This window comes from Bacillus sp. F9_6S_D1_P_5 (assembly GCF_054823925.1).
In genome coordinates this window covers 1-14,528 of sequence record NZ_JBTREW010000008.1, presented here as the reverse complement: position 1 = coordinate 14,528, position 14,528 = coordinate 1, and the positions used below count along the sequence as shown (strand labels likewise).

Genomic DNA, 14,528 nt, shown 5'->3' with positions numbered 1-14,528 from the left:
TTTTCCAAAATGCTGGCTGTACCCCTATTAAATGGTCCTTTAGTTGAATAAGATTTGAAATGGTTGAATGCATGCTCTATACAAATCTAGTTCACATAACACCAAATTATCGGTAGCAAGAAAAAGGCGAATACCTACTTTCAAAAGAAATTCGCCTTTTTCTTTTTCTATAACCCTATGCATCTTTTTATACATTCCTATCCTGGCGTAGATTTAGGGTTCTTGTTTGTTACTGGATTAGCCAAAAAACTGGATAAAATCTTGCATACTTTTAACGTGTTTTTTCTAAAATGCTGCGATACCCCTATATTTAAAAAGAAATAAACAATGATTAGATTTTAAACCTAGTCATTGCTTTATCCATTGCATCTTGGTTTACGCCTATATAACGTAATGTGACCTTCTCTGACGAGTGATTGAATATCTCCATGAGTAATGCTATGTTTTTTGTTTGCATGTACATATGATAGCCGTACGTCTTTCTCAGCGTATGTGTTCCTATTTCATCTAATCCAAACTCTGCCGCTGCCCCACTTAATATCTTATATGCCATGCTACGCCCAATAGGACGATTCCTCCCTTGTCTACTTTGCAATAGATACTCATTATCTTCTCTTTCTTCAATAAACCATTTAAGTTCTCTTTTCAAAGCTGCAGTAATTTGTATTCTTTTCTGCTTCCCTGTTTTCTTTTCCCTCATAGATATATGACTGCCCTTAACATCTCTCACCTTGAGTTTCAAAATATCTGAGATTCTAAGCCCAGTATTAATACCCATAATGAAGAGAATGTAATTACGTAGGCTCTTTTCCTTAAAATACTCTTTAAGCTGCTGTATTTGCTCTGGATCACGTATCGGTTGAACAAAGTTCATTATTCATTACCTCCCGTTTCTTCTGTCTCGTAAACTTCTAATCCAAGTGCAAAAGCAAGTTTATAAAACGCTTTAGACTTCCAACGTCGATAAGTACGCTCTGACATCCCTATTTCGTTATAAACCATGTAATCACATACGTCCTCTTCTTCTAAATAACGTTTATAAATAATATCTCTTTGAATGCTTCCTGCACGTCCGTTCCCTAATCGATTTAGAAACTGATCAATACGTACTGACATTCTTTCAAGCCACTCTTCTCTTTTGCTTTGCTGAATATTTGCTATAGCAACATCTTCTAACGGCTTCCCAACTGCATGTGTAGGGCCGTGCTCACGTATTTCATAAGAAGGAGTGACTTTCATTTCTTTACGCATCATCCCAAATTGTCTATGTATACGTACGCTTTCCAACACACCTTCTAATTCCTCTTGTGTCGCTGTTCTATCAATTTTTGGTAAGAAAGATAATTGTTTAGTCATGGAAGACCACTCCTTTTTATTTTTAATTACTTTTGTCTTAAAGCTCCACGTCTACGTTCATAACGTGGGCCATAAATTCCCATTAAACCTTCAATGTCACGAGTACTTAACTTCTCTTTTCGCTTTTTCTTAGTTTTCTTTTTCATTTGATTTGATTGTTTTTTCCACTCACGTAATTCATCCTTAAGTGCTTTCATAATTCCCCATCTCCCTTTTCAAAATAAAAAGGACACCTATTCTTAAAACAGCCTTAACTGCCGCTTTAATGAATTGGTATCCTCTAGTTTTCTAGCCGGACTATATTCTGTTTGCTTTACTTTAAAATACCAGCTTGTACAAAGATGTTTCTCCAAGCTTTATTAACTGGATACTTCTCCACTTCTTTTTTACGACGAGCAATTGCTTTTCTAATTTTTCTTTTCTTCAAAGGTTTCATTCTGCTAACCTCACTTTCTATTCCATTTGTCCTTTGCACTCTTCAAGAAAATCAATAACTTCCTGAACCTGCTCCCTCGTTGTCATACTCTCCATCACGTATCCTGCATCGTTATAAACATTAACCTTACTTCCTGTGAACTCCATTCCGTACATTCCGTCCTCACCTAATAGTTTTACATTACCTTCCATTCTTTTAACCTCGCTTTCTATACAAAGGATTATTTTGTTTAATTTTATACAACATTTAATAAACAAATAAGAATTATACTTTTTTACTAGTGTACAAGCCGTATCTTTTGAAGGAAGCACAACATAGAATACAATACAGGACAAGACTTTAAAAAAACTTGTCTGAGTTTATTCTCAAAAAGAGGTGAACATAAATGCCTATCGTTAAGCCCTTTATAGCTGGAAGACGATTTGTAAGTACAGCAGCAACAGGGACTGTCGCTGGAGCAGATTTAACTTTTGCTAACACAGACTTCACTGATGACACTGGTGCTGTAACAACATTCCCTGCTTCTTATGCTTTTTTAACGCTTTATATTAATGGCGTTATTCAAACAGGTGATACTATTACTGGTGTGACTACTACAGCTGCTACTATTGTAGGAGGAGCTGTCCTAGATGGAGGAACTCCTATCGCAATCGAATTTACAATAACGTAAATTTAGTTATCTTTTTAGAGGTTTCATTAAAAGAAACCTCTAATTTTAAAAACTGAAATTAATTTTAGTAACAACTACATAATGCAGTGCATATACTAATATAGAATGATTGGTATTTATACTCACTCTCGAAAAGAGCACTTATATCGTGCTCTTTTTATGTTTTATACGAATAGAATTCTAAATATTTTCCGATACTATAGAAGAATTTAAAAGGTAGTTTTAAATTCTTCCCACTCTTGCTCTCTTGGTCGAGAGGCGGGCAGTTAACTTTTGTTAGCTGCTCTTATATTGAATAAATTTCTAAAACATGTTAACAATATAGGTACACCAAGGTTGAATACGAATGACCATTGGGTTCTTCTTATTCACAGAGCAGTTAGTTTTTGCTAGCTGCTCTTTTGTATTGAGCTGAAAATAAATTTTAGGTCTTATTCCTTTTCTATATCATATACTTTTAACCTAAACATTCAGCTCAAAGTGTTACCTCCTATCTTAAAGAGCACTTATGCATGGTGCTCTTTTTTATTTTGTTTTCTTTCATTTCTGAATAACATTTTCAACCCTGTTCATACTATTTTTGTAACTTAAAGTTACAAACTATTTCTGTAAGCGCAGCGTTTCTTTTATACAACAAGCAGTTAGTTTTATTAACTAGCTGCTTTGTTGTGTAATAGAAAGATTTTGTTTTAAATTTACACCTATGTAAAAAACATATATATAATATCTTGGGTATTCTTTTCAATATTAGTTTTGGTCAGAGAGCACTTCTAAAAGTGCTCTTTTAATGTATTGTAATGTATCACGTTTTACATACCATAAACATAGAATGCAATGAGCACACAAGACATAATTTTTATATAATCGTGTACATTTTTTGTACACGATTTTTTATTAAATAACTATTTTGTTATATTCCTTGCACTTTTAAATGAGACAAGCATATGTTGTAGTATAGTGTTTCATCACTTATATACACCTCCTTTTTTTTCAAGAGTACATATTCGATATGTACTCTTTTTGCATCACTATAAAATAACGCTTTTGTTCGCTTCAAAATAATTTACTATTAATTGAAAAATCGTAAATATTTATTCAATGTTTTTTCTGAACACTCATGTTATTATCTAGTTGCTGATGTTCACCATCCCTAGAACTCAGCATTGTTATCCACAAGCTCTACTCTCACCCTTTTGAGAGTAGAGTTTTTATTTATAAACTTATCTTTGATACTCTTTTTATATTTTTTACAAAATTCAAATTTTATAACAATTAATTTACCTTTATTGTATTTATTTGGATAATTGTGATACTATTTATCTATAAAGTCATTAATTTGACTTTACCCTTATACAATGAGCCATGAGCCTTCACAACTCGTGGCTCTTTTTATTGCAATCTTTACTTCACGTCAACACGTGCTTGACTTGCTTCTCGACTAAACCCTTCTGGATACCTTTTTGCTAATTTTGATATATTCATTTGAGCGATATCTTCTAAGGTATATCCCATCTCATGAGCCATAATGGAGATATAATACATAATGTCACCCAACTCTAAAGCTAACTTATGAGTATTACCGTTCTCTTCACCTAAACAATGAGCCGGATCAAATCCATGACCATGGAAAATAGCTTTTTTTACAATATCAGCAACCTCACCAGCTTCTCCCGTAAGCCCTAATGCTGCATTTAAAACACGTCCACCGAAATCATTATTTGTATTCCATGTACGTAATGCCGCTTCTTGATATTGATCTAATTCACAAATTTGATTGATATTCATTTCAGCTTGTCCTTCCTTTGATTTACTGATTAATTTAGTTGCTTCCAATACGCCATTTTCCATAACGTTCATTTTGTTGTCCCCTTCCTATTTAGCAAATTCCTAATCCTATCGGACGATTTTCAATTAAATACTTATCAGCCTGATCTATTACAAGGAGCGCAACCTCCGCTTGATGCCTCCTTAATGCTTTTGCCATCTTTGGCAAGCTCATACCCTGACTCCACATTTCACGAAAACGAATTACATCTCTTTCATCCCAAATGAAGTTAGCTTCTTCTAAAGCGATGTATATTTTCAAACGCGATTCTTTCATCGCTTCATGATTTCTTGCTACACTCATAAGCGAACCTACTTTCTAAAAATGATTATTTTATCTTTTCAGTAAACTTAGTATCCACACGATCAACTTTACCGTTTACCCAAACCGCGACTTGCTCACCAAATCCGCTCATTGGTGGATTTACTGCTATTACATTTCCGTCCTTCACTATTAAAAGCTTGTTGCTGCTAACATCGATTTCTATTTTTTTCATATGTCCCTCTCCCTTTTACTACCGCATGTACTCGACAACATCAGGTTTAAAACCACTTCCTAAATAAATCCTTACAGGAATGATTTCTTTTTTATCCCTTGCTGCCTTACATAACTCTTCCGCTGTTTCCCAACTAAAGAACTTATCTACAGCTCGTTGAAACCTCCAAATTGCCATTACATATTGTTCAAAGATGTCATAACGATCATCTTGTTTAGTCGTGCGTGGTAATTCATCCGTACCCTTTGCATTTCTTGGGACTTGGACACGTACATCTGCATATGTAACGCGTCCAGTTCCTTTTTTTACATTTGCTTTCATTACATCAAACTCGCAAATCGCTGGCTCTACATCGAAAATATTTAATTGCTTAGGCATGTACCTTCACGCTCTTTTCAAGAGCATCAAGTAACTCGCTTGCTCCTGCCTTACTCAAAAACATTCGACCGCCCAGTAATTCTATGTTTGATTCGGAAACTTCACCTGTTACAAAACATGACTTTTCTTGTTTTCTTAAAATGACGTTTTCCTCATCAACATGAAATTCTAGTGCCGTTCCTTCAGCTATCCCCAAAGTTCTGCGTAACTCTATTGGAATTACCACACGCCCTAGCTCGTCCACTTTTCTTGCAACACCTGTATTTTTCATAGCTTTCTCCCCCTTGTTAACTAACTTTTTGTTGTTTATTACGTTGTAACTCTTGTTTCATTGATTCGAATTTTATTAACCATGCTTGCCAACGTTTATCATTTTCTGCTTGCTGTCGCTTTGCAACTTCACAATTACACCCTTCCGTTAGAGTTATACCTGGATAAGTTTCTTTACGAATAATTCCTGTATCATGACATAATACACACATGCCTATTCCTCCTTTTTGAAATTACGTAAACTGTAATTTTCACCATGCATTTTCAAAACTTGTGTATCTTCCATAATCCGACTAAACTCACGCTCTCCGTACATTCCAGCTAACTCCATAACTCCAAAGTTTGTTGTAAATAAGTTCGTTCTGCCTAGCCTGCGCTCGAGAATATCCTTTGTTTTCGTTTTCTTCCAAGTAACTCCCTCAGCATCTTTTTCTGTGAACTCGGCTCCAAAATCATCTAATACAAGTACATCCACATTTGCCAGGATAGACATTAGCTTGTCCTCTGTTAATTCGCTATTTTTATTCCAAGTAGATGTAATCTTTGTAAAGAGTGCGTTCATTTCTATAAACATTGCACTGTAACCTTTCCTCATAATTTCTTTTGTAGCCGCAACACATAAATGACTCTTTCCGACTCTATAATCACCTGTGATTACAATGCTTTCCGAATTGTTAGGATCAAAATTTCTAGCAAAATCCATCATTACTTCTTTAGCCTTTGCTAATTCCTTTGAAGGTGGTTCATAGTTATCAAATGTCGCTTTTTTTAACTTAGGATTAATAAGACTGTTATCTGAAAACGAATCGTATAAATGAATAATTTCGTTTTTCTTCTTAATATCAAGGGTTTCTTTTGCAAGTTGCTGGTCCTCTTGCTCTACCGATCTACATTGTGGACAAAACTCTTCATTTGTTTTTGTATCTATAAGTAAACGTTTATTACAAACGTCTTTAATTTTGTCTTTCCCGACCAAGAAAACATTTGTACATCTATTAGGAGACAACACATAACTTTGAGCAAATTTACTCAAAATCGTATTTTTCGATGAAGCTACTGTTTTTCCTAACGCTTGCATTGTTTTTCTCTCCTTTTTTACCTTTATTTTTAAACTCTATTTCTGCTGCATTAACATCAGCTAAAGTTCGAATATTTTTATTAACCCACTGTTTTAAAATGCCCTCAGCATAATTCCATTTCTTCTGCTGTTTCAAAGCACGTTCCATAGCTGCTTGTACAAGTTCTTCGCCTGTATCATTTACCCATTGCGAAATACTTTCAGCTATGAATGAATTTAAAACACCGAAATTATTTTCATAGAAAGAGAAGATACTACTACTTACATTCTCTGTAGTAATCTTTGTAGTAATCTCTGTATTTGTCTTTACTTTAAAATTAGGAGACTCCTTACTTGTAAGTGAGGAGAGTCTTGACTTAGAAGTAACCACCCTATTTACTTCTAAGTAACCAGGGCCTTCCTCTATTTGTTGATACATACTAGAAATTTTCTTTATTTCTGTTGGTACAGGCTCCACAAACATTACGTTATTCAAAATCTTTCCATCAGCGTTGATAGTCCTAAACTCGATTTTTATTAGTAGCATATCCGTTAATAAATCACATGCTCTTTTCACTTGTAATTTTGTAAATCCAAAAGTATCGGCTAACTGTTGATAATTTTTTTGTAACTTGTCTGCTTTGAATTTTTTCTTGTAAGTTACTTTCCCATCTATTTCATCTCGAATAACTGTAGGGCGATACCAATAAACAATTTCACTCAAAACCATAATCGCTACAATATGAGGTTTACCATTACTAAAAGTGATGTAATTAAACCATTCATGATCTACCACATTACCTTTGAAATTTAACCCACCAATTTCAGTTACTATGTTTGACATAAATATTTACCTCCTTGTACAAACCGCCACATATGCTTGTCCACTTTGGATAATTCGTTGAATTTCATAATGAGGATAAACAACTTTGAAATACCGTTTAATCATCTTTTTTAATTCATCCTTGCTCTCTGCTAAGTCCCAGAACTTATTAGGTAATAGCACTTGATATTCAATTAAATCCATGTACTATTCCCCTACTTTCCGTGGTATACTTATAACAACTTGTTTTTCTTAAAGGACCCACTGCCATGGGTCTTTTTATTTTGTTTTACGTCACTCCAAGCCCATCGTTTTATTGGTTCGTAAGTAATGTAAAGTAGCGATGCACTGCACGCGATAAACATTGCGAATACTGCTAATGATGTTGTATCTTCCACTAAATCACCTCCTTTTGTGCTTCTAACCACGCTTCCAAATCTTTTTGTAGAAAAAGTAGTTTACGCCCTTCTCTTATCACTGGAAACTTAGGATGATTTGCTAATTCATACACCCTACAAACCGCTATGTTTAAGAAAGCTGCTGCTTCCTTCACTCGCATTACCTTGTTTGGTTGTGATTGTTGTTGGAATGAAGCTAAAGCTGCTTGAATTTCTTCTCGAACAACTTCGCGGATTGACTCTTTAATGATTTGATCTAATCCCATTTTGTTTTGCTCCTTTCTAATTTACTTAACCAAACATAACTTAACCTTCAGTTAAGTTATGGGCAAAAAATTTTAATTGCATCTAGCTTCACTTTAAAAAACTCAGCAATTTTTACAATTAAGTCATAATAAGGTCGACGCTTCCCGTTTTCAATATACCAATAATAAACCTCAGTAATACCCACGGCTTCAGCTACTTCCCTACATGTATATCCCTGTTCTACACGTAGCTGTTTTAGAGTTTTCATAAACAACTCCTCTCTTCCGTTTTTGTTGTTATTTACATATTAACTTAACTTTAGGTTAAGTTCAAGTGTTTCCCAAAACTTTTTTAAAAAAAATTACCTTTCCACTTAACTGATAGTTAATATATAATGACAGTGTGACACCATAATAGTGATTTAAAAAAATAATTTCATATAAAATAAACTTGGGGTGTTTTTTATTATGTTTAGTCATGAGAGGTTAAAATCATTAATTGAAAAGAAGAGCATCACCCAACAACAGTTAGCTGATGTAATTGGTGTTAGTCATGTTTCTGTTTATAATTATGTCGAAGGGAAAAAAGCACCCGGTACACGTACACTTCAGAAGATAGCAAATTATTTAAAAGTAACAACAGATTATTTGTTAGGTTTATCTGATTCACCAGATTTAACAGCGGGCCAAGATTTGCAGCTAACAAAAGAAGCACACGAAATTCTTCAAATCATTAATGACTTACCCGAAGAACAACGAAAAAAAGCATTAGAACAATTAGAGATGTTTGTGAACTACGAAAAATCTAAAGGAAATATGTAGTGTAAAAAGACTATCAAAAAGTTAGATAGTCTTTTTTACATAACTTTTTCTTTTTTTGTTTCACTCAAACAGATAGAAAATAATGCCTCTTTCGGATCATCCTCTTTTTGCAAAAGTAATAACGCTTGTTTAATTAGATTAACTTCCCCTTCTTTGCTCTTCATCTTCTTCTATCTCCCTCTTTGTGTTTTTGTATTTTTTTTACAAAAATTTCTTTTTTCTTTTTTCAACGAAAAAAGAAATTTCTCCCAAAACTACAAATGACATCGTCAATTAAGACGATGTCATTTGTAATATATATAAACTTTTATTATGTATTTTACCAACCGCCACCAGGGTCAACCATCATTTGTTGAACTGTAGGTTTTGAATCATTTGTACTAGGTTTTTCTTTTATAGAATCAGTGTTAATGAATAATGTAGCAGCTATTAATAGTGCAGGAATAATTTTAATTATTTTTTTCATTATTTCACCTCTTTCCGAAGACAATTATACCAATTATTCAAATTAAACCCAAGTGTATTTTTGGTAAATTCGAATAAAATATATTCCCTGACTTTTGACACATCAAAAGAGAACGTTTCATTAACTCTTCTTTTTTAGTACCTTCATATGTTAAAGCTAAATATGCAGTCTGTATGTCTGTTAAACTTCCATTCTTCTCTTTTAATCGATTTAATAGTTTTCTCGCCTCCATTTTGTTACCTTGTTTAATCTTTAAATATGCTAGTTCACCTGAATGAACAACATCTAAGCTACTAATTTCTTTATCATGATGAATCTTTAGAAATGATAATGTATGTTGTACCATTTTTCTTTTTGTCTCAATTCCATTAGTCTTACTATCTCCTATCACTTCTAAAGTCTTTTCCAAATAATATTTTGCTCTCTCATATTCATTGGCTGAAAAAATATACGATTCACCTAACTTTAAATATGCATTTACTTTTGGAAAAGAAAAAAAGTTATCCCACTCAAGATCATCTAATAATTCCATACTAACATGCCTTGCTTCAATGACTTCACCACCCTGCAAAGAAGTAACGGCAATTGCTTCTTTATATCGTAATTTATAACATTCTCGAATATACCTATTACTTATTTTATTTATTTTTATTTCAAGAGATTTTAATCGCTCAATTAAAGAAGTAAAGTTACCCGATTGATATTGCGCTTGACATAATAAAATTTCAATTAACACTTCCATCTCTATTGTTCTTATTGATTTGCTTTCCAAGCTTAATGCCTTATGGTACTGTGCAGCATCAATTTCACCTATATATCGTTTATATATAATTCGATACACATTAGCAAATTCTCTATTTTCTGCTACCTTTGATTGTGATTCACTATTTATAATATTAATTAATAGATTAAACTTTCCTCTTAAAGCTAAATCTTCCATTGCCTCACGTAAGTTTTCTGATTTTGGTTTCGTTACATATATATAATCCATTAATAGATTTTCTTGAACCCGTATGCCTTTGTTTAATAGGATGACTGTTTTGGAAAGAAAGCCAAAACTCATGTCTGTGTTACCTTTAAAAATTTTCGTAACAGTACTTGGCTTAACTCCCCAATAATTTGCTAGTTTATTTTTCCTTATTCCAGCTGCACATAACTCTTTTTCAATTTGATTTAGAGCTTTCCACATGTTTTGTCCCCCTTATTGGAACAAGACACACTTCCCTATCTTGAAAACGCACCTTAATGATGAATTACGTCTAAAGGCTGTGTTATACTAGCCGTATATGTTACGCATAGTCGTAACTGAAAGGCTCATGGCAAATGTTTTCCCTACTACAATTAGGGCAAACGGTGTAAAAGTGTTCCCAGCACAATTACACACGCTATGGGTCTTTTTCGTTCCGTCAAATTATATTATTAAGAATATTCTATCACAAATAACCCAAACATCTATTCTCTCATATTCTGAAAATACTTGAGAAAGTTGAAAATATTAATATACGTCTTGTTTTTTAGACCCCCAATAAAATATGCAATATTGCATTTGATAACTAGAGTAGAGATTTCAATATTTTTTAACAACAAATGAAAACTCTATCCTATAACTCAATTTATTTTTATATGGTAAAATATATCCATCGCTGATATGTCCAAACATGTAATTTTCATAGCAGCAAAATTAAAACTAGACTTATACAACATGATTCAAAACAAATGAAGGAGTGTTTTAAGTGAAAGGACATATTCGAAAAAGAGGAAATAAGTATTGTATTGTTATTGATATCGGACCTGATCCAGAGACAGGAAAAAGAAGACAGAAATGGTTTTCTGGATATAAGACAAAAAAAGAAGCACAGGCTGATGTTGCGAAGAAGATTACAGAGTTGAATGAAGGGACTTTTATAGAGCCGTCTAAAGTTACCTTAGAAGACTACCTAAATCACTGGTTAGAAATTAAAAGTATGAGTATAGAAAGGAGTACTTTTGTCGGTTATAGGGCATTTATCAACCAACATGTTATACCTAGTATTGGAATGGTCGCACTCCATAAATTAAATGTTATGCACATTCAAAAGTGCTATAAAACCGCGATAGATAGAGATATTGCAAACAATTCTGTTCTCCTTATGCATAGAATTTTAAAGAGTGCTTTAAATCTCGCTGTAAAACAAAATATTATTTCTCGAAATCCAGCTGATTTTGCTGAGATACCTAAAAAAGAAAGAACCTCTATCCAAACTTGGACAGAGGAAGAAGTAAAAAAGTTTCTTTTGCATTCACAAGAATCACGATATCACATTGGGTATCTTCTTGCAATAACTACAGGTATGCGTATGGGTGAAGTTCTAGGCTTACGATGGCAGGACGTTGATTTTGAAAAACATACCGTTACAATAAACCAAACATCTGGCCATGACAATAAAATCAAAAAAACAGCAAAAACAAATTCGTCAAAACGCACCATTCCCGTACCTAAAGAAACTATAGAATCCTTAAAAAAGCATAAGGTTTTAATTAATCAAGAGAAATTAAGGCTTGGTTCTGCTTATCAAGATTTTGATTTAATTAATTGTAATGAGTTTGGAATGATAATAAAAAAAGCAAATTTCAGAAAAAATTTTATTAGAGCGATACACAACGCAGGCGTAAAAGAAATTAAATTCCATGATCTAAGACATACACACGCAACTATACTATTGAAGCAAGGAGTTAATCCTAAAATTATCAGTGAAAGATTAGGTCATACAGACATTTCAATGACATTGAGTGTTTATTCTCATGTTTTACCGAACATGCAAGAAGAAGCCGTTAAAAACTTTGGTAAAAGCATCTTTGGATAACTTATGTTTGCAAAATGTTTGCAATTCAAAAAAATAGGTCAAACAAACGTTGTTATATCAGGGTTTGTTTAACCTATCATCTTATATTCTTGATAAAATCTCCGAATTCCAATTGAAACATTTAATAATGGAATATTCTCTCCTCCGCGTGTTAAATATTCGAATCGAAATACATAGGCAAAATAGTCTTGTGTTTTTTCATCTTTAATAGGCTCTGACATCGCCTCACAAATCTTTTGTGATCTAAGAGGAGAAAAATATATATCTTTTTCGTTTATATTTTCTAATAGTACGGGATGTTCACAAAAAATATGTGAAATTAAAGCGGGCACCCACTTAGAATATACTTCTTTATCATGTAGTACGTTTAAATTAGAAATTAAATCGTAATGCCATTCATATTTTGGCGATTCTATTAATTTATTAGGTTTCCAATCATGAATAATCTCATACCAACTTTGAAAAATATAATCAAGTTGTTCTTTTCTAATAGGTTCTTTACATACAATCCATGGTGTATTTTCATTTAATACATATGGATTATGCTGAATAAATAATATATCAGAAAACATATCATATAATCTTTCATTCAACCGTTTCAACTTACTCGTTAATAAAAATGTTTTATAATGTATCTCTACAATATCAAGCCATTCAATAGGAAAATATATAAATGATACGCTTTCGTTTAAAAGAGGTTCTACTATATTTTCAAATGTTAACAACTTTAATTTTTCCATAAAATGATTACTTCCTTTCTTCATTTTTCTTGATCACAAAAAAACTAAAGTATGATCACATAATCTAATTACTTAAAAGAGAAGCAAATACCGCTTATCCGACTAACATATTAATGAAATAACTCTGATAAAAGTTAAAAGAAATTATCATACATAGTCCTCCTTATTTATCGTAAATATATTACATTAGAATTATAAAATATATATTGCGTATTGTATTTGGAATTTACAATAATTTTACAAAAGAGTATAAAAAGAGGTATTGTCCATACATTTGTATAGCAATACCTCTTTTCACTATCCTATTACCTTTTTCGCTTCTGTATTCACTGGCCACTGTTCTAATGTATATGCCATTTCCCAAAATGAATATTCATATTGACTGCTAATAATAAAATGCTGTTTTATTTGCTTGCGGTCAGACTCTGTCACTTTTTCAGCAATCGTATCTAATCTTGTAATTTGCTCTTCAACTAGAGTACAGGACCAATCCAATCCATACTTAATAAATTAGCTCTTCTGGCTGACGCCCTTTTAAACGTTCATTAATTGGGTAGAAATCAATATCATGCCCCGTTTATGACTCGATAGTCATAAAATATCTCGATGGTTAAACTCTTGATATTAAGACTATTTTTATGAGCATTGCTTATAAGTGTAATTTAACTGATTAAAGCTATTTTCAAATAAGACACGATAATTTATGTCTATTCTGTATAGGTGTTAGCAAATTTGTTTGCAAACTTGTTAGCACTTTTTTTATATTTCTTCTATTACACAAACCTTCACAAAAACATCCTGCATGTTTGAAACATGCAGGATGTTTTTTAGTCTTTGTTTTTCATAATGTAAGAAACCAGACGAAGGATCTCCAAGTATAACCATACTAATGTCATAATAAGCCCTACTACCGCTTCTCCTACGATTGGCATTTGAATCCCTCTTTTCGAATGTGTTGTAATCCCTTAGATGTCATAACTGGCTGATACTCATTAATTACATCTCCCCACTCAAGCACTTCATACTCATCTTCATATAAATCATCCATTATATCGCTTGATAAACGTTAATATGCTTTGTATTCATGATTATTAAAAACTTCATATCTTTCCCTGTAGTCTACAATTGCGTTTGTTTCTTTTTTTACCCCTAGTACCTCTATACATATTTCTCAATTCTTTTGATGGATACAGGTAAGGCGATTCATTCAAATGTGAATATTGCCAACGCATACGCGCCCTCTCCCCTCTTGATGTACTTGATTCCACTTAGTATTCCTTGTGGTCTTGATATAGGTATATGACCTAGAAAGAAGGATTTTGCCTGTCCATTCTCAAAATATTTATATGGACAAGCAAAAATTTAAAATGGATGTGGAAATTATGCGAAACCAATTAAAACAAATCCTTGATGAAAAAGGCATTAAATATGGATATATTGCAAAGAAAGCTAATATAAGTAATTCTGCAATGACGAACTTATTAAAAGGTGGACTTCCAACCTTGCCTGTTGCATATCGTATTGCTCGTGCACTGGAAATGAAATTAGAAGAAATTTGGATCGAAGAAGATATAAAATAAAAAAAGACGGTATTCACCGTCTTTTTCACAGAGTGTTGGGAAACCCTGAAGGGGTTCCCAACACTCCGGAATCTTTTTTGATTTTAGTGAAAGAAAACAATATAAAATCATAGAATTTAGAAA

The 14,528-nt window shown here is 32.8% G+C and carries 24 protein-coding genes and 4 pseudogenes; 4 read left to right on the top strand and 24 right to left on the bottom strand.

What is annotated here, in order from left to right; translation table 11 throughout:
* Positions 1-331: 331 nt before the first annotated feature.
* From ACUXEY_RS11465 to ACUXEY_RS11445, 5 genes are all read right to left on the bottom strand, one after another.
* Positions 332-874, bottom strand: coding sequence for a site-specific integrase (locus ACUXEY_RS11465; protein WP_326275569.1), 543 nt, complete (start codon positions 872-874; stop codon positions 332-334).
* Positions 874-1,356: an ArpU family phage packaging/lysis transcriptional regulator gene (locus ACUXEY_RS11460; RefSeq protein ID WP_098345036.1), complete on the bottom strand. Its 483-nt coding sequence runs from the start codon at positions 1,354-1,356 to the stop codon at positions 874-876. Before ACUXEY_RS11460 ends, ACUXEY_RS11465 begins: the two co-directional genes overlap by 1 nt.
* A 26-nt stretch (positions 1,357-1,382) precedes the next feature.
* A complete protein-coding gene (locus ACUXEY_RS11455) occupies positions 1,383-1,553 on the bottom strand; it encodes a hypothetical protein (protein WP_461300721.1) in 171 nt (56 codons plus the stop codon).
* A gap of 116 nt (positions 1,554-1,669) precedes the next feature.
* Entirely contained in the window at positions 1,670-1,792 is a 123-nt protein-coding gene (locus ACUXEY_RS11450; RefSeq protein ID WP_461300720.1) for a DUF3983 domain-containing protein, read from the bottom strand.
* A 17-nt stretch (positions 1,793-1,809) separates the two neighbouring features.
* Positions 1,810-1,983, bottom strand: a complete 174-nt coding sequence (locus ACUXEY_RS11445; RefSeq protein ID WP_461300719.1) for a hypothetical protein — start codon at positions 1,981-1,983, stop codon at positions 1,810-1,812.
* 194 nt (positions 1,984-2,177) lie between these two features.
* Between ACUXEY_RS11445 and ACUXEY_RS11440 the strand changes: the two genes are divergently transcribed.
* Positions 2,178-2,462, top strand: coding sequence for a DUF4183 domain-containing protein (locus ACUXEY_RS11440; RefSeq protein WP_001123250.1), 285 nt, complete (start codon positions 2,178-2,180; stop codon positions 2,460-2,462).
* 1,401 nt (positions 2,463-3,863) lie between these two features.
* Here ACUXEY_RS11440 and ACUXEY_RS11435 read toward each other — a convergent pair.
* From ACUXEY_RS11435 to ACUXEY_RS11380, 12 genes are read right to left on the bottom strand one after another with little or no spacing between them, the layout of a single operon-like run.
* Positions 3,864-4,319 carry a nucleoside triphosphate pyrophosphohydrolase family protein gene (locus ACUXEY_RS11435; protein ID WP_461300718.1) on the bottom strand — a complete coding sequence of 152 codons (456 nt, stop codon included), beginning with the start codon at positions 4,317-4,319 and terminating at the stop codon, positions 3,864-3,866.
* A 19-nt stretch (positions 4,320-4,338) separates the two neighbouring features.
* Positions 4,339-4,590, bottom strand: a complete 252-nt coding sequence (locus ACUXEY_RS11430) for a helix-turn-helix domain containing protein (protein WP_098849791.1) — start codon at positions 4,588-4,590, stop codon at positions 4,339-4,341.
* Positions 4,591-4,615: 25 nt separating this feature from the next.
* Positions 4,616-4,783: a DUF3954 domain-containing protein gene (locus tag ACUXEY_RS11425; RefSeq protein ID WP_461300717.1), complete on the bottom strand. Its 168-nt coding sequence runs from the start codon at positions 4,781-4,783 to the stop codon at positions 4,616-4,618.
* An 18-nt stretch (positions 4,784-4,801) separates the two neighbouring features.
* Positions 4,802-5,161, bottom strand: coding sequence for a cell division protein SepF (locus ACUXEY_RS11420; protein ID WP_461300716.1), 360 nt, complete (start codon positions 5,159-5,161; stop codon positions 4,802-4,804).
* Complete coding sequence (locus tag ACUXEY_RS11415) at positions 5,154-5,432, bottom strand: AbrB/MazE/SpoVT family DNA-binding domain-containing protein (protein ID WP_461300715.1); 279 nt, start codon at positions 5,430-5,432, stop codon at positions 5,154-5,156. The genes ACUXEY_RS11420 and ACUXEY_RS11415 overlap by 8 nt, the downstream gene beginning before the upstream one ends.
* 16 nt (positions 5,433-5,448) lie before the next feature.
* Positions 5,449-5,643: a hypothetical protein gene (locus tag ACUXEY_RS11410; protein WP_461300714.1), complete on the bottom strand. Its 195-nt coding sequence runs from the start codon at positions 5,641-5,643 to the stop codon at positions 5,449-5,451.
* Between the two features lie 2 nt (positions 5,644-5,645).
* Complete coding sequence (locus ACUXEY_RS11405; protein WP_461300713.1) at positions 5,646-6,509, bottom strand: ATP-binding protein; 864 nt, start codon at positions 6,507-6,509, stop codon at positions 5,646-5,648.
* Positions 6,457-7,332: a DnaD domain-containing protein gene (locus ACUXEY_RS11400; RefSeq protein ID WP_461300712.1), complete on the bottom strand. Its 876-nt coding sequence runs from the start codon at positions 7,330-7,332 to the stop codon at positions 6,457-6,459. Before ACUXEY_RS11400 ends, ACUXEY_RS11405 begins: the two co-directional genes overlap by 53 nt.
* 6 nt (positions 7,333-7,338) lie before the next feature.
* Positions 7,339-7,515, bottom strand: a complete 177-nt coding sequence (locus tag ACUXEY_RS11395) for a hypothetical protein (RefSeq protein WP_461300711.1) — start codon at positions 7,513-7,515, stop codon at positions 7,339-7,341.
* A gap of 29 nt (positions 7,516-7,544) precedes the next feature.
* Positions 7,545-7,709 carry a hypothetical protein gene (locus ACUXEY_RS11390; protein ID WP_088122880.1) on the bottom strand — a complete coding sequence of 55 codons (165 nt, stop codon included), beginning with the start codon at positions 7,707-7,709 and terminating at the stop codon, positions 7,545-7,547.
* Positions 7,709-7,975 carry a helix-turn-helix domain-containing protein gene (locus ACUXEY_RS11385; RefSeq protein ID WP_229138006.1) on the bottom strand — a complete coding sequence of 89 codons (267 nt, stop codon included), beginning with the start codon at positions 7,973-7,975 and terminating at the stop codon, positions 7,709-7,711. The genes ACUXEY_RS11390 and ACUXEY_RS11385 overlap by 1 nt, the downstream gene beginning before the upstream one ends.
* Before the next feature lie 56 nt (positions 7,976-8,031).
* A complete protein-coding gene (locus ACUXEY_RS11380; protein ID WP_000854271.1) occupies positions 8,032-8,223 on the bottom strand; it encodes a helix-turn-helix domain-containing protein in 192 nt (63 codons plus the stop codon).
* Between the two features lie 199 nt (positions 8,224-8,422).
* Between ACUXEY_RS11380 and ACUXEY_RS11375 the strand changes: the two genes are divergently transcribed.
* Positions 8,423-8,776, top strand: a complete 354-nt coding sequence (locus ACUXEY_RS11375; RefSeq protein ID WP_053564396.1) for a helix-turn-helix domain-containing protein — start codon at positions 8,423-8,425, stop codon at positions 8,774-8,776.
* Between the two features lie 35 nt (positions 8,777-8,811).
* Here the strand turns inward: ACUXEY_RS11375 and ACUXEY_RS11370 are convergent, their stop codons facing one another.
* The 3 genes from ACUXEY_RS11370 to ACUXEY_RS11360 all read right to left on the bottom strand — a co-directional run bounded on the left by ACUXEY_RS11370 (position 8,812) and on the right by ACUXEY_RS11360 (position 10,431).
* Positions 8,812-8,940: a hypothetical protein gene (locus ACUXEY_RS11370; RefSeq protein WP_000836785.1), complete on the bottom strand. Its 129-nt coding sequence runs from the start codon at positions 8,938-8,940 to the stop codon at positions 8,812-8,814.
* A gap of 155 nt (positions 8,941-9,095) precedes the next feature.
* Complete coding sequence (locus ACUXEY_RS11365; RefSeq protein ID WP_000720288.1) at positions 9,096-9,242, bottom strand: hypothetical protein; 147 nt, start codon at positions 9,240-9,242, stop codon at positions 9,096-9,098.
* A 37-nt stretch (positions 9,243-9,279) separates the two neighbouring features.
* On the bottom strand, positions 9,280-10,431 hold the full coding sequence (locus ACUXEY_RS11360; RefSeq protein ID WP_461300710.1) for an AimR family lysis-lysogeny pheromone receptor: 1,152 nt from the start codon (positions 10,429-10,431) through the stop codon (positions 9,280-9,282).
* Positions 10,432-10,975: 544 nt separating this feature from the next.
* On the opposite strand from ACUXEY_RS11360, the gene ACUXEY_RS11355 reads away from it, so the two are divergent.
* Positions 10,976-12,085: a site-specific integrase gene (locus ACUXEY_RS11355; protein ID WP_461300709.1), complete on the top strand. Its 1,110-nt coding sequence runs from the start codon at positions 10,976-10,978 to the stop codon at positions 12,083-12,085.
* A gap of 83 nt (positions 12,086-12,168) precedes the next feature.
* Here the strand turns inward: ACUXEY_RS11355 and ACUXEY_RS11350 are convergent.
* From ACUXEY_RS11350 to ACUXEY_RS11335, 4 pseudogenes are all read right to left on the bottom strand, one after another.
* Positions 12,169-12,825 (bottom strand): annotated as a pseudogene (locus ACUXEY_RS11350) (pPIWI_RE module domain-containing protein); the annotation flags it as partial.
* A gap of 297 nt (positions 12,826-13,122) precedes the next feature.
* A pseudogene (locus tag ACUXEY_RS11345) lies at positions 13,123-13,384 on the bottom strand (thiaminase II/PqqC family protein); the annotation flags it as partial.
* A gap of 268 nt (positions 13,385-13,652) precedes the next feature.
* A pseudogene (locus tag ACUXEY_RS11340) lies at positions 13,653-13,739 on the bottom strand (Bax inhibitor-1/YccA family membrane protein); the annotation flags it as partial.
* A 5-nt stretch (positions 13,740-13,744) separates the two neighbouring features.
* Positions 13,745-14,057: pseudogene (locus tag ACUXEY_RS11335) on the bottom strand (hypothetical protein).
* 150 nt (positions 14,058-14,207) lie between these two features.
* Between ACUXEY_RS11335 and ACUXEY_RS11330 the strand changes: the two are divergent.
* Entirely contained in the window at positions 14,208-14,405 is a 198-nt protein-coding gene (locus ACUXEY_RS11330; protein WP_327960740.1) for a helix-turn-helix transcriptional regulator, read from the top strand.
* Positions 14,406-14,528: the final 123 nt, after the last annotated feature.